Source organism: Type-E symbiont of Plautia stali, from assembly GCF_059731115.1.
In genome coordinates, this window is sequence record NZ_AP035906.1 from 1,157,537 (window position 1) to 1,171,610 (window position 14,074).

A 14,074-nucleotide genomic window follows, 5' to 3' on the forward strand; every position below is an offset into this window, starting at 1 on the left:
TTTCCTTCCCACGGGAGCAACATCCCATCTTAATCAGCTTACGCAATAGGCGATGAAGAATGCGAAAATTTTCCCACAAGTCCCGGCGAATTGCCCCGATCCTCTTTAAGCTCAGGGGTATTAATCAACGGAGAGAAGGTCAGTGCCTTGCCGCTACTGCCATCAACGATCCAGCTAAAGGTAAGCATGAATTTATAGAGCGACTACCGTACGACAAGCGAAGGTGACATACTCATCCATTGCGCTGGTGAGTGCTTCGTTTTCAGCTTGCCGGTTGTTTATCCATACAATAATTTCTGGCTCTGATTTGAATTTTAAACTTTCAATCCAGTCGGTTAGATCATTTCCTAACATCAAATCGTACCAGCACAGCCAGACAAGTTTGAGGCGTATTTCTGTGCCACTAAATTGTTGAAACAGGCTGATTAGCTTCTTGGTTAGTGAGTGTTGTTTCAAGCGAACACATTCAGAGAGTAAGACACCTTCAAGCATTGGATGATGAACCAGCAGATGTTCCTGCATACTTAAACTAACATTATGGTCATCCAATGAAGGTGACGGTTTCTCCAGAAGTGGGCCAAAAATGATCTTGTGCAGACACTGTGGAACAACAGCATTAATAGGTTCCTTTTTGGGGAACTTTAAGCAACCTATCATAAGGTGATGCGAGAAATAAATGTTCTGGTGGCACATTCCTTGTCGAACGGCGAGCTTAGAAAAATCCATCAACCAGGTTTGGTAGTATTTAAGAATCTCTTCATAGCGCGTTTTATATTCTTTCACAGTGCTTTTTTCTCATTAGTATTTAGGTGACATATGCTTTCGATGTCACCTAATAAATTTTCAACGGATAAGTGTTTCGGGTTGGATAAGTTAGTGCCGAGAGTGTCTGATGCGCTCATTAAGCCAGCCTTCCACTTCGCTTTTTAACCATCGTGAGCTTCGGCCAAATTTGATTGGTCTAGGGAAGTGATTTTCCTGGATCAGCTTGTAGAACCATTTGTCTGTCAGGCCAGTTAAATGGGTAATGAATTCCATAGTGACGAATTGATCGTCAAGTACGTTTGGATTTGTGGTCATGGTGAGTGGCTCCAGTTGATAAGGGGCCGGAAAACGATTCACGCATACTCTCCGGCATATCACTGGGTTCTCATGTAAAAAATAGGGACCTTAATTCAGATAGTCATAATTTCGTGTTACGTGGCCTTCCACGTCTGCTGGGTGGTAATGGCACATTGCAACCTGAAATCACCCCGAAAGGTTTCTGTTCATCTTTTGCCAGATAGCTAATTACATACCTGATTCCGTTAATGGCGGATTTATCACGATGGTCAACAACCTTTCCAAGATTGAATTCAAATTTATCTTGAGGTTCACATATATGGAAAAAACCGTCACCATTAGTAAGTTGCTGCCACAAGCCACCAATGAGCCTTGAGATGGGATAGCTTTTCTGATGCGTCTGACCATTTGCATAAAATACAGCGTGAATGTGATGATGAATTGCCACGGATAATCTAGACACTTCTGAGCCGTTGTTATCGATTTAGGCGTAACATCAACGATACAGAGCTCCCATTTATCATTTTCACCTGCAAGGATGTTTAACATCGGATTGAGTTCCCAGTCGAGTACAGGTGCGGGTGCGCTATCTACAAAAGAACGTTAATTTCGTGCAGCGATTTGTTTCAATACATGTTCTCTCCTCAGTAAAATCTTCACATTCGATGCATCGTAGTCATAAAGGAAGGACGTTCCTACTTTTATAAAAAAATGTTCACTAAATTGTCGGAAAATGGACTTTGACGCGTGAGGTTCGTAGCACAGTTCCTTCTAGAGCCGCATAGCGAAGGTCATTTTTAGCTTCATCTGACAGGCGAGTAATACCTTCAAGAATAAGCAGATGGCCTGAATCCAGAAGCGTATGCAAATCTGCAGCGAGGCAAATTCCGTTTTCTATGCTCGCAGTTCCACCGCTTGCGTGACTAACGATATGTGCAGCCTCAAGGGCTAGCCGTGTACCGGTGATGGCACATTGATTTTCCCAGTTTGACATCACTTCGCGCCTAAAGCGTCCTTGTGCTGGGCGGATCTCAGCTCTAGTGTACTTTTTTTCAGATCCAGAAAAATGCGGTACAGAGAGCCTCTCGAGTTCTAACTCGCTTCTATAATGCGTATAAAGCTCGCCATTTTCCATTTCATCAAGCTCATCGCTTCGCCAACCAGCATTCAACAACTTCCTGCGCGCTGCTTGATAGTCACGGACGGATTTATCCGACAGGTCGTCCCGGCGCTCCAGAAAAACAATATGATTTCCTCGCCGGACTGACTTTGTTCTGTCTCCTATCTTCATTTCCTCCCCGCCAGATTCAGAAATAAGATCTGCACGCCAAGCTGCATGGAAAATATTAACGCCTACGTGTTTATTCGCTGCTGCAGCGCTACTGAAACGCTCGCCATCCACGTATACCCAACACCTCCTTTTCTTCATCCGCTCAGCTTGTTCTGGTGTATAGCGTTGTGTCATCAGCATATTCCTTTTGATTGTTGTTCAGTCGAGATAGGGAACATTATTACGGAAATTTATTTCTGAATGGAGCCGGATTTATGATTAGGATCAAATAATTCCATTAACAATTCATCTCCTAATATCACTATCTGTTATAAATTGATCCACAGGGACTGAGGTTAACTTTGCCCAATATTTACATTTACTTACCGCAACCTACCCACCCGAATCCTGGTACTTTCAGGCATTTTATCCAGATTATCTTTCCTCAGCCCCAACATTATGTTGTACCCATTGAACAATCCCGTATCACCCAGACGTGGCACCGGTAGTAATCGGGTCGGAACCGTCAGCCAGAAGCGCAAATCATAGTCACAGCCCAGATAGGTGCGCAGCAGCGCCATCACGTCCTGGCGGAGTTGCCCGTCAGGCATCCAGCCCTTCGCTTCTTCGGGATCATCGGTGGAAAGCTCAATCCGCGAGCAATAATCAGCCACGCGAGTTTCATTGCCCAGTATCGGATTCTGATCGAGTGTCATGCCGCCGCGCAGCGAGAGCCGGGCGCGTTTTGCCACTGCCATCGTCACTGGATGGTGGGCGAAAACTTCAACTTTTGTGTTCGGTGCCTGGCTGCTGATCACCGCAGCGATACCTTCAGCGGTGTGCGTGGTATGCAGCAGAGGTTTCAGTATTGCCAATAGGCGTGATGAGGGTTGATCGCCACTATGGGTGATGCCGGTCAGGGCCATCAAGCTTTGCGAAACCGTATCCATACCACCCGGCTCAAAGGTGGGCGGATAGCTGTACTTGCGCCAGATGCGGTAAAATTGCGACATCAACCGATGATTGAAGATATCCAGAAACGCTGCCATCGCATCCGCACCTTCACGGCCCTGATTGATGTCGTCAATGATGCTCGTCGGCAGTGGCGAATCCACACCGTATAAGCCGAAAAAGTTGGTTCTGACCGTCGGCGCGGCATCCGGATTGTCAGCGTTAGTTTCCATGCGTTTCAGCTCCCCGGCGGGAAAGCCCAGATGCGGATTGGGGCGAAATCGCACCGGATCACTCTCCGGCGTGCGGCCCGTGCCAAGGCGGCTGTCGGTCGTCTGCTCCAGCAACTGGCAGAATCGATAAAAGTTAAACCGCGCCGTCTGGTCACGACCTTTATCGTCCAGCCAGAACGGTGGCAGCGGCTGGCTGTTTTTTTTGTTCTCCATGCTCACATCAGCACCCTGTCAATACGTCGCTCCGGCCAGGCCCATTCGGTGCCCGAAGCGGTCAGTAATACCGTAAGCTGGGTATAACGCAACACGCTGGCGTATTGCGTCAGGAACTGTTCCAGCAGCTCGCAGAACAAGCGGGCATCACCGGTTCCGCTGAACTGCGTTTCATCAAGCGCCACACGGATGCGCACGCCGTGCCAGTGATACGACGAGTTATAGTCCTGACGCCAGCTAACGTGGCGGATACCATTGATGCGGCGGAGGTTGTTTTCGTCATCGCTCCAGTTGAATAACGCCAGCACGGCCCTTAGGCTTGCAGCATCATTTATCATCTGGCTAAGAGCTCGTGGGTGAAGTAGTGACATCAGGTGCCACTGATACAGCTGTTTGGTTGGTGGGTAATGAGGCATGGAAGTTGGCTGACGGGTTTTGCACTGCAACGCCAGGTTGCCGGTGACCGCGCTTCCATCAAATATCGATTTCTCCAGCGCCATGCGCGGATAGTTACCATTGGTGCAGGTGATGTTCATAAACAGCGTAGCATCATCTTCTCTCCGATCAGCCTCACTCGCATCCCCGCCCAGCATCAGTAGGGTTTCATAGAGGCCACTGACGCCTCGCCAGATGCGTGTATGAAAATAACGCTCCGGCCACGACTCCTTGCGTTGCAACATACCGCCTCTTTGCCGGAAGTGTCGGTACGGCACGTAGCGCCGCTTATCCAGCGTTTCGCTGGCGGCAACGTCATCCACGCTGTAGATCTCAGTATGCTGATCTCGAAGTCGGTGAGGGCGCAGACGGTAGTCGAGCACAGCAGGCTTCACCTTCAGCGGCTCTGCGTTCAACGTAAACAGGTTAATCACCGGAACGCAGTGAATACGCAGCGCGTCTTCTGGTAACGAAATATCACGTGGAAGCGGTTGGCTGAGATGAATATCGAGAATTGCTTGCCGACAGCTTTCACTGAAAGGAAGCGTTTCGAGCCCGGTAAGAGTAAAGAAGGCGTAGCGAGCCGGGAAACTGAAGTATTCCAGCAGTGGGCGAACTTCGCCGCAGAGTGCCGGGCTATCGCTTTCAGGCCAGACTGACCGCCAGTGCTGCTGCCAGCGGACGCTAATGCCACCATGAAATGGCTGCGGATCGTGGTTATCACTCTGCGGCAGACTAACAGTGATGTTGCGAAGATGGCGGGTGAGCACATGGTATAGCAGCGACTGAACAGGGCGATCCCCGTGAATATAAAGCGGAATATCGCTGAGATCGATCTGGCTCGGATCGGCCTGAGGGCTGAGTGTAAACCGCAGGGAGATCATCTGGTGCCCGTCAGGGTGAAACGATGTGGTGACATGACCTAACATCAATGGGTGTAATTTCAACACATCAGTGGTGCGATAAGGGCAGCACAGGCCAGAGATATCCATCGGGCGTGTCGGAAGCGTCGTGCCTTCCGGTACCACCTCATCACGCACCTGAGCGACAATATCGGGTGTCAGTTCTACCACTGACATAGATGGCAGAGTGCGATTCACCACGGGCAGCAGATGCCCGAGCAGTGGCTCTGTCAGCTCCGGAATATCGTCATCAATTTTGCGTCGCATCTGCGCCATCATCAGTGAAAAGCCCTGAAACAACTGTTCAACCGACTCATCCATCTTCAGAGACATTCCGTCCAACCCTAATCGCCGCGCCGCTTCAGGATATTGCCCGGCAAACTCCTGCGTCGCTGCCTTCAGATAACGCATTTCGCTGTCGAAATACTTCAGAAATTCATGATCTTTCATTTCTGCTCCGGTAGCAGGCTCAGGGTGTTATCCCTTACTTCAATCGTGCGAGGTGAATCCGGATCAAGCTCCTCGCGGCTCAATACTCGTTTCCATGTGCCGCGCTCTCTGTCAGGCTGGCGGAACAAGCCCAGAACCGCGACGAACTGCGCCTGCTTTTCCATTGGCATATCCAGGCTAACGCTCTGCTCCGGCGTAATGCTGAGCTGCCGATGTGCGACCAGTGTTTCTTTCAGCACGAGGTCAGGCTGCGTCAGCAAGCTGTTGTATTCGGTGTTATCGAAGCGCTGGCGGTCTGTGAGTTGCAGCACAACCAGGCGCAGTGGCATCGATTGCTGAGCATCATCCTGATTGATGGCTGCGCGAGCGGTGAAGGTCATATGCAACGTTTCCACCTGGCGATAAAACACCGCTTTTGCCACGCTCGCCGTGCCCTGTTTGGTTTTTTGTCAGGCACCGCAACTGCTCATCAGCAAAGCTGAGAGGCAAATCAATAAGGCGTAGGTGAGGCGAGAGATCATCCTTCACCTCCCGACAAAGCAGCATCATTAGTCGGACCAGAAACGAATATCCTTGCTGGCAGACTGAAACCGCGTAGATCGAGTAACGCCAGCGGGCCGTTACCCAGTTCCGTGCGTATTTGATAGTTAAGCGACAGGCCATCCGGCGTCGGCCAGACTACGCGATACATGTTGCTACCCAGCTCAGTGATCCGAGCTTTACCCAACAGGCGAATCAACCCCCAACTTCCCGGATGATCGGCATAAAGGCGGGTTCCTGCTCTGGCGCTGCGCCAGGTCAGCGTGGTTTGAGGCTGCCAGCGGTTATCAGGCCAGTTCAGCATCTGCCAGCTCTCTTCCTGGTTGAAATATTGCAGTTTCTGCCTGTCTACCGTCAGTTCAGATTCCACTACATCGCGGGAAGGCTTTGTCATCATCTGGAAATGCAGCTCCACATCGCCTCTGACAAAAACCGCGTTCGCGATGCGCGTCAGCTTGTTCAGCGCCACCAGAAAAGCCGGATCAAAGATCAGTCCCTGGCTGTTCATCGCATCCGGCACCCAGCGATCACCTTCCAGACGCAGCAGACCACCTAAGCGTCCGTTGACGAACTGCGCAATGCGTCCGGTGTCGGTGCGCATAAACTGCGCCAGATGCGGCAAGGAGACATCGCTCTGCCGACTAGCGAACGGATAGCGATCGGCAAAGGCTTCGTTCCAGGGTGTCACAATATCGCTTTGCCACTGGCTGTTGATGCTTTCTGCCGTTGGGCTTAACACCTGCTCCCAGGCCTGCACCATTGGCTCCACAAATACCGCCTGACCAAAGCCGCTCCACTCCTGGCCGAGGCTGGCGGCAATCAGGCTGCCGTAATCGCGGGTGTCGGTGAGATCAACGGCTTTGCCCTGAAACACTGTCAGCGCCAGCGACTGCATCATGGCCTGGGGATCCGGTGCGTTAGTAACCTGCTGCAGGCGCAGGCTAACACGGGTGATGCGGGTCAGGAAGGTTTGCAGGCTGAGGCTCTCTTTCGCCGCCGCATTCGTATCAGTTAGTGACAGCAGCGGGCCAAAGGTGGCATCCATCGGCCCCTTTGCGATTTGCGCTTGATTGATGGCGCTGGTTTTATCGCTGCTGAGCAGATTCTTCGCCGAACTCACCAGTGAATCGGTCAGATTGCCGCCGGTTTGCCCGGTTCGGCCCTGAATGTTAAGGGTATTCATGAGCGCAATCAGCGGCGACTGACGCGCATCCGCCAGCAGAGATAACTGTTCGATAGATTCCGACAGGCTTTCAGCCCGCTGCCACTGAATACTGTTGAGAAACTTCAGCCAGGCTGCGGCGTAATCAGACAAATAGCGCTCTGTCAGCCGGGCCTGCAGCGTCTCCGGAGAAACATCATCGTTGCTGGTAGGTTTGCTGTCGCTCAGCACCCAGTCAATTTCGTCACGCCGAACCTTTGCCGCCTCCTCAATTGCAGGTTGCACGTCTTCTTCCCATGCTTTGCGTGTGAATACGCCGGGTACGGTTTCATCGGTGGTAAACAGCATGCTGCTGTCGGTGCCACTGACCATCTCACTGAGCGTCATATCGGTATAGTCGCGCGATACCTGCTCAATGAGCTTCTGGTAGCGGGTGGATTCGGCATTGCTGGCCCCAATCTGGCGCAACAGCGCAGAGCGCATGCTGCTGACCAGCCGCATATCCGGCTCGATTCGCCACGCGGGATGCGCGGGCAGATTGCTCATCATAAAGGCCAGCATATCGCCGCCCTGATTGCGCCAGCTGGCATCATTAATGCCGCTGCGCAGCTGCCAGATCTTCATCAGCGTACTGCTAAAAAATGCCGAATCTGATTTGTCAGGATGGGCCAGCATCAGATACGCCTTCAGCAGGTCATACATGCTTCTGGCGTCATCCGATCGCAGCGGGCTGTCGGGTGGCAGGTTGCGCCAGCTGGTCATCAACGTGGTGAGGCGCTGCACGGAGGCATCACGCAGCAGCGGCATGGCTGCCTTTTGCCACTGCGGCCACAGCGCGTTCAGTAAGGCATCGTTCTGGCTGAGGCCAAAGCGCATATACCAGGGCGCACCGTACCGTTGGCGATATTGCAGCCGCTCGATCTCTTTCTGCAATTCCCGCAACGCGAAAAGCTGCTCGCGCAGAGGCTGGCGGGTATCGGTTGCAGCGGCTGCGAGCTGCTGGTCGGTCTGAATCAGGCGATAATTGGCAATCCAGGCAACAACTAAGCAGGCCATCCACGCTGCCAGCAGGCAGGAGAAAACCATCAGTCCTGTTTTTCGCCATGACGCCCCATTGGTGACAGGTCTGCGCCAGCGCTGTGCCAGTAGATCGCGCCAGGCTTTTCCGGGTTGCCAGGCGTGGCGCAGGGAAGCACTTCCGGCAGTCAGCGGCTGGCTGAGCACAACGCCTGCCAGCGGCAGCGCCCATGCGCCTTCGCCAAGCTGTGACAATGTTGTTGTCAGTCGATTGATGCCGCCACTGCGTAGCATCTGCGCCAGTTCCAGCAGAAAACTGTGCTGACGCTGATGATCGATTTGCTGCATACCGCGTTCAACTAACTGGTGTTCCAGCGCGTTAAGCGAGTGGCGATAATCTTCAGTCGATTCACCCGGCGCAATAATGAAGCCCACACCCTGTTCGGGCGATCCCGGTTGCGAAGGGGTATGAACCTCCCACAGCCACAGCGGGATATCCTGTCCCAGCAGGCGATAGCGTTTCTGCATCTGCCGCGCCGTGGTATCCAGCAAATCCTGCTCTATCTCCGCTTCTGCGCTCACGACCCAGATGACGGCATCCGCCAGTTGTCGGCGAATTTTACGCAGCGCTTTAAGCTCAGAGGGAACGGGCTCATCCTGTGGATTGCCGTGCCAGATGAGCAACGTATTGTGTCCTTCCAGCCAGTACTGGGTTGTCAGGCCAGGAATGCTTTGCTCAACCAGATGCTCATCGCCAACCACCAGCAGAATGCGCACCCGGCTGCGCCAGCGCCATCGATACTGATAACGCATCTGCGTGATGATGTCCTGCACCCGCTGATTTTCAGCTGGGCGCTGTTTCCGGGGGCCTGTTATGCCCGTCACTTCGCGGGCGCTGAGGCGCACCAATCCGCGCCAGGCGAGAATAAACAACGGGCAGAACCACACCATTGCCAGCCAGACCATGAATGACCAGAAAGCAATCTGGCGCGGCAGCGCTTCAGGTAAATCAAGGCTGCGACCAATAAAGTAATAAAGCCCGGCGCCGATCAGCACCAGCAAGGTGATGGCAATGAGATAGCCACAAACCAGCCAGAACAGCGAATGGCGGGAATTAGTGCGGGAGGTTTCCACGGGGAACGCAAACTCCTGTAATGTATTGAGATTCCATATCTGAGGCGATCCAGCCGCAGGATTGACCGTTTAGCGCTGAAAGCAGCGCCAGCGACCGTAATGTGTAAGGCGTGACTTCTCCGGCATTGCCGAGCCATGCGGCAAGCACATGCTCCAGTGCCGACCAACCGCCATCTATCAGTGCTGTCATCGCCGGTGTGTCAGCAGCAATCACCCGATCCGGCACATCAGCCAGCCCGGCATAGCGAGTAAGTTGCATTACTGCTTGTTCGGCTATTCCTGCCTGAGCCGGTTGCCAGCTTTCTGAACGGTGCAATAAAGCTGTTCCCTGCGCAGAGCAGATCCAGGCAAACGCGGCTTCGCCTGTGACATTGATGTCAGCAGGCTGACCTTCACCGCTTCCGGCACACAGCAACAATGATGAAGGTGATTCAGCGATAAGGTTAATCAGGCTGTCTGCACCAGTACGTGCTTCGAAGCTGAGGGTTTCGTCAGGCAGAACAACGCCTTCACGCCGCAACGTTTCACGAAAGGGAGACAGGCCAGCATCATCGCCCAGCCAGCAGAAGTGCGTGAAAAGACGCGTTTCGCTGGTCTGACGCAGATGCGCCACCAGGCGGTGAGCCAGATACGCCGCGAGCATTGCCGGGCGATTGCCGATGCCATTCAGCACCAGCGGGCAACGAAGCGCCGCGTTTCCACTGGCATCCATCACCGGTTGCGGTGCATCTGAAGGCCGGGATAGCAGCGCCAGATGTTCGGCAACATCCTCTCCGACCGGCGTCACCAGCAGCACGGCTTCAACCGGTAGCGCCTGACTGCGCTTACGCCACCACGTCTCCGTTGCCTGCGAGGTTTCCGCATAATGCGTTGCGCTGTTATCCATACCCTGCAGCCATACCAGCCAGCGCAGTGCTACGGCCAGCGACCAGCAAAGTAGCGGCAGAACTAATGCCCCAAACCAGAAGAGCGGCACACGGGTTGGCTTGCCTTCCGGCCACAGCATAATCGTTACTATCGCCGAAAAAAATAGCAGTACAGGTAACGCGATCCACCAGCGTCGCCAGCGCACAGCAGGAATTGCAGCATAGTCAGGCCAGATTGGTGGCGAATTCATCCGCATACATCCATATCCGGCAGCGAGCTAACCAGCGTGCAACCACAGGCGCATTTGTGACCATCCAGCGCCACCGGTTTACCGTTTACCGTGCTGTCGGATGCTCCCTGAATGATGCTGGTCATGCCATGCTGATTACACTTCGCTTTGTCATCAACGCAGGCTACTGGCTTACCAAAAGCATCATAACTGCCGGTAAGCACTTCGCCGCCGTGCGGTTTCAGCGTATCGCCAACGCGCACCAGTTTTTTAAGCGTCATACCACCTTCGCTCCTGATGATTTCAGGATGTCGAGGGCAGAGGCCATCATGGCCTGGTGCTGCTCGCTAACCACATTGGTGCGTGCCAGAGCAACGGCGGTACCTGGTTGGGTCGTTACCTCTGGTGGAGTAAGTGTATGAACGACACCGTTCGCCATATCTTTGACTTTATAAGTCACGTTGTTAGAAGCGGTTTTCGGCTCGATAAAATAGATGACGTTATTCGAGGTTGGCGCGGCATTGATGACTTTGCCTTCGACGGATATCAGGCGAAGGTTTTTATTGGTCTGGTTGCCACAATAAATCATGCGATAGCGGAAATATCCGCCCCAGGGTTCACGTCCTCCCAGCGCACTTTGCATAAACCAGGCGCGGGAATCGTGAATTTGTTCATCATAAAGGGCTAATAAGTCCGCGCGTGGTTGAGTACGAATGCCGGTGCCCAGCTTATCGATAAACAATTGCGGATAACGGCGATCGCCATCGGCTTTCATTTGCGCGTATTCCGCGTCTTCATCGTCACCGTTGATCAGGAAGATGGCGTGCCTGGGGATCACATCCAGAACGATCTGCGCGGTTTTATCTATCCAGCCACCATTGATATCTCGCCGCCACAGTTTATAGTCGTGCTGGAATTCACGAGCAGCTTCGCGGAGCTGATATTGTGCGTTAGTAGGATCAAGATCGGGTTTACCCTGCAAACTTTCGTTCATCGGCAAGCGACTCTTTTTAGCCTCTGCTCGCCGTGACTTAAGGTTTTCTACTGCCGCTTTGTGTTCTTCCGCTTCTTTTTTTAGTCCTTCAGGAGTTAGCTGGGGTGCCTGGTTAAAGAAACTGTTGGCAAATTTATCGCCCTGAGGAAGCATGCTGCCGTGAGCGTAGCGGCCGATGCGCCACGCGGTGATCCAACCAATCTGATCGATCAGTGCACTTTCAAGTGTCTGCGAAAGTTGATAGGCGCGATAACCTTCCGCTTTATCTACCGTCTCCTCGCTGCCTTGCAGGGTGGTGTTGAGCAGGGTTTGACGCCAGATGTTAAAGCGTTTGACCAGTGTTTTACTGAAGTCGAATTCTCCTTGTGAGTCAGGAGACATTGTTCGTGACGGAGAAATGTCCTTTATGAGTGCAGAGATACTATTAGGCAAAACTAACAATGGTGCACCTGCATCAAATGCCGCAGCATACATATCGTGAAGAACAATTTGCGATAAAATTTCACCCGTGCCGTTGCATGATTTCCCCTGGTCTCCAGGAGGATAACCGCCACCAACGTCTGAGTGCATCCCGGGATAAAGGACCTCCTGAGTTTTGGCCGGGTAGCTGCCATCGGGGCGGCGGACTGAGTCAAGAGGGAAACATAAGCGCTGTTCGTGTGCGGCAACGAAATGACGACAACACTTAATCAACCCTGGAAATTTACGTTCATCAGGTAACTGCTGACTATTATTCGCCCAGCTCATATGACCTGCGGCCCCCGGTAAAATATGAGCAGCGCCAACAGACGCCACCGTATCGAGTAACCCCAGAAACTCAATACTGATCGGTAAACCAGCAAGTTTGAGATGTTCGTTTTTTAATTTGGGGTCGGGTAACTGGGTTAACCAGTTAACAAAAGTCCGCGCCTCGGCAGCCCCACGGGAAAATCCGTAGATAAATAACTTAATACCCAGAATATGGGGCTGCTGGGTTTGCGCTGTCTGGCTTTCCAGGGCATTTAACAAGGGGCTAATCGCATTACGTCGATTCACCTCCCCAGAAAAAGCTCCGCGAACCTGCATACTGGGCAGCATTCCTTTCGCCACACTATCGTCAAGCCGTTTAGCCCCTTTAGTGACGGCATAAGTCAAAGCATCCACCAATCTCAGCAGCGCCCAGTTAATTCGATCCTCTCCACCAGCGGCGAAAGCCAGACCGTCATTGCTGTAATCCATTTCGCCGATTTTAGGGAATGGTGTGCCAACACCTGGGATGTAGTAGCGAAAATAGCCATCACTTTCAGCGTTCTCATATGTCGCGTGATATAACTTAGCAATATTGGTCGGATGCGATGGTTTAGCTATACGCGTATCGTTCTCTTCATTATTTCCCGTACCATCAAAAAATAAGCTGATATGTAGGCTTCTACAGCAAGGGATGATACCTTTCTTCCCGGTTTCTTCAGCCAGACTGGCCCGATAATCACTTTCTTCGCGAATCTGCTTTTTATAATTGGCATTAACTTGCGCTTCGCTTAGCGGCAAGCGACCATTGTCAGGGAACAGTGGTGGTGCGAAACAAGGCAGCGCTAAATTCATTTCACGGAACATGTCGCAGGCTCCTTCATGTTTTGAGGCTCTTTAATCGGGTAGCCTGATGTACCGTATCCAGAGCATGCGGTTGTCACTTTCACCTGATTACAAACCAGGAAGTGCACCGTTAATCCACAGCGCTCCTTGCCATATTGAGGGATATTAACGAAGGCACTATGTTGCTGATAATTAGTTTTATGTTGCGCATAGGCCTTACGGAACTCATCAGTCCCCAATGGAGGTAGAATCACATTAGGATTAGGGTCAACCACCCACTCAATCCGAGCCTTCAATTCAGGAGTCCATATTTCAGGAAGCATGATGCAGCAATATCCACCGCCTAAACCTGGAACATGGTATCCATTCACCGAAAACCCATTTATACCCTGCCCCGCAACGTGGTTGACCGCGCGAAGATCACCAGCTGTATAGCCGTCATCACCGCTTGCCTGCGAGCAAGCGGAAAGCGTAAATAAAGCCAGCCATGAAAACCCGATAATTAATTTATTTATCATCAAATTAATTTTTAATTTGCTGGGCATGCCGCAGGCTCCTTCATATTTAGCGGTTCTTTGAATGGATAGTTTTCAGTGCCATATCCGGAACAAACCGTTGTGACCTTCACCCGATTACAGGGTAGGAAGTGCACAGTTAAACCACATCGCTCCTTGCCATACCGCGGAATGTTAACGATGGCACTATGTTGCTTAAAACTGCTTTTCAGCTCCTTTTCCCAAACTAGATAATTGTCCCAATCTTTATAACTGGGTGGCGGCGGTGCAGTATGAGGGTCAACTTCCCACTCCACCCGAGCTTTCAATTCAGGCGTCCACTTCTCAGGAAGCATGATGCAGCAATATCCCCCACCTAAACCTGGAACATGGTATCCATTCACCGAAAACCCATTTATACCCTGTCCCTCGACATGGTTGACCGCTCGAAGATCACCAGCTGTATAATTGTCATCACCGCTTGCCTGCGAGCAGCCAGCCATCATCGATAAAAGAAGTAATGAGCAACTTATCAAAATTCTCTTCATT

The 14,074-nt window shown here is 52.1% G+C and carries 13 protein-coding genes; all 13 read right to left on the reverse strand.

Annotated features, from left to right (window positions below; all coding sequences use genetic code 11):
* Window positions 1-192 precede the first annotated feature (192 nt).
* Window positions 193-783: a hypothetical protein gene (locus tag AC6I8L_RS05190; RefSeq protein ID WP_058960835.1), complete on the reverse strand. Its 591-nt coding sequence runs from the start codon at window positions 781-783 to the stop codon at window positions 193-195.
* A 90-nt stretch (window positions 784-873) separates the two neighbouring features.
* On the reverse strand, window positions 874-1,080 hold the full coding sequence (locus tag AC6I8L_RS05195) for a helix-turn-helix transcriptional regulator (protein WP_058960834.1): 207 nt from the start codon (window positions 1,078-1,080) through the stop codon (window positions 874-876).
* Window positions 1,081-1,183: 103 nt separating this feature from the next.
* On the reverse strand, window positions 1,184-1,510 hold the full coding sequence (locus tag AC6I8L_RS05200) for a hypothetical protein (protein WP_072226563.1): 327 nt from the start codon (window positions 1,508-1,510) through the stop codon (window positions 1,184-1,186).
* A 270-nt stretch (window positions 1,511-1,780) separates the two neighbouring features.
* Window positions 1,781-2,527, reverse strand: coding sequence for an HNH endonuclease signature motif containing protein (locus AC6I8L_RS05205; protein WP_058960832.1), 747 nt, complete (start codon window positions 2,525-2,527; stop codon window positions 1,781-1,783).
* Window positions 2,528-2,715: 188 nt separating this feature from the next.
* Window positions 2,716-3,729, reverse strand: a complete 1,014-nt coding sequence (tssG, locus tag AC6I8L_RS05210) for a type VI secretion system baseplate subunit TssG (RefSeq protein WP_058960831.1) — start codon at window positions 3,727-3,729, stop codon at window positions 2,716-2,718.
* Window positions 3,730-3,731: 2 nt separating this feature from the next.
* Window positions 3,732-5,516, reverse strand: a complete 1,785-nt coding sequence (gene tssF / locus AC6I8L_RS05215; protein ID WP_058960830.1) for a type VI secretion system baseplate subunit TssF — start codon at window positions 5,514-5,516, stop codon at window positions 3,732-3,734.
* The gene (tssJ, locus tag AC6I8L_RS05220; RefSeq protein ID WP_236699745.1) at window positions 5,513-5,938 is read right to left on the reverse strand and encodes a type VI secretion system lipoprotein TssJ; all 426 of its coding nucleotides are present in this window, start codon (window positions 5,936-5,938) and stop codon (window positions 5,513-5,515) included. The genes tssF and tssJ overlap by 4 nt, the downstream gene beginning before the upstream one ends.
* 95 nt (window positions 5,939-6,033) lie before the next feature.
* Window positions 6,034-9,369 carry an ImcF-related family protein gene (locus AC6I8L_RS05225; protein ID WP_058960829.1) on the reverse strand — a complete coding sequence of 1,112 codons (3,336 nt, stop codon included), beginning with the start codon at window positions 9,367-9,369 and terminating at the stop codon, window positions 6,034-6,036.
* Entirely contained in the window at window positions 9,350-10,486 is a 1,137-nt protein-coding gene (locus AC6I8L_RS05230) for a KPHS_23130 family T6SS system protein (protein WP_058960828.1), read from the reverse strand. The genes AC6I8L_RS05225 and AC6I8L_RS05230 overlap by 20 nt, the downstream gene beginning before the upstream one ends.
* Entirely contained in the window at window positions 10,483-10,746 is a 264-nt protein-coding gene (locus AC6I8L_RS05235) for a PAAR domain-containing protein (RefSeq protein ID WP_034828274.1), read from the reverse strand. Before AC6I8L_RS05235 ends, AC6I8L_RS05230 begins: the two co-directional genes overlap by 4 nt.
* Window positions 10,743-13,052 (reverse strand): T6SS phospholipase effector Tle1-like catalytic domain-containing protein, encoded by a 2,310-nt coding sequence (locus tag AC6I8L_RS05240; RefSeq protein ID WP_058960827.1) that lies wholly within the window; start codon window positions 13,050-13,052, stop codon window positions 10,743-10,745. Before AC6I8L_RS05240 ends, AC6I8L_RS05235 begins: the two co-directional genes overlap by 4 nt.
* A complete protein-coding gene (gene tli1a, locus AC6I8L_RS05245; protein ID WP_082678125.1) occupies window positions 13,037-13,576 on the reverse strand; it encodes a Tli1a family immunity protein in 540 nt (179 codons plus the stop codon). The genes AC6I8L_RS05240 and tli1a (AC6I8L_RS05245) overlap by 16 nt, the downstream gene beginning before the upstream one ends.
* Window positions 13,561-14,073 (reverse strand): Tli1a family immunity protein, encoded by a 513-nt coding sequence (gene tli1a / locus AC6I8L_RS05250; RefSeq protein ID WP_072226561.1) that lies wholly within the window; start codon window positions 14,071-14,073, stop codon window positions 13,561-13,563. The genes tli1a (AC6I8L_RS05245) and tli1a (AC6I8L_RS05250) overlap by 16 nt, the downstream gene beginning before the upstream one ends.
* Between the last annotated feature and the right edge of the window lies 1 nt (window position 14,074).

Coding starts and splice junctions, on each gene's coding strand:
- AC6I8L_RS05195 (WP_058960834.1), bottom strand. CDS start 1,080: ATGACCACAAATCCAAACGTACTTGACGATCAATTCGTCACTATGGAA.
- AC6I8L_RS05205 (WP_058960832.1), bottom strand. CDS start 2,527: ATGACACAACGCTATACACCAGAACAAGCTGAGCGGATGAAGAAAAGG.
- tssG (WP_058960831.1), bottom strand. CDS start 3,729: ATGGAGAACAAAAAAAACAGCCAGCCGCTGCCACCGTTCTGGCTGGAC.
- tssF (WP_058960830.1), bottom strand. CDS start 5,516: ATGAAAGATCATGAATTTCTGAAGTATTTCGACAGCGAAATGCGTTAT.
- AC6I8L_RS05230 (WP_058960828.1), bottom strand. CDS start 10,486: ATGAATTCGCCACCAATCTGGCCTGACTATGCTGCAATTCCTGCTGTG.
- AC6I8L_RS05235 (WP_034828274.1), bottom strand. CDS start 10,746: ATGACGCTTAAAAAACTGGTGCGCGTTGGCGATACGCTGAAACCGCAC.
- AC6I8L_RS05240 (WP_058960827.1), bottom strand. CDS start 13,052: ATGTTCCGTGAAATGAATTTAGCGCTGCCTTGTTTCGCACCACCACTG.
- tli1a (WP_082678125.1), bottom strand. CDS start 13,576: ATGCCCAGCAAATTAAAAATTAATTTGATGATAAATAAATTAATTATC.
- tli1a (WP_072226561.1), bottom strand. CDS start 14,073: ATGAAGAGAATTTTGATAAGTTGCTCATTACTTCTTTTATCGATGATG.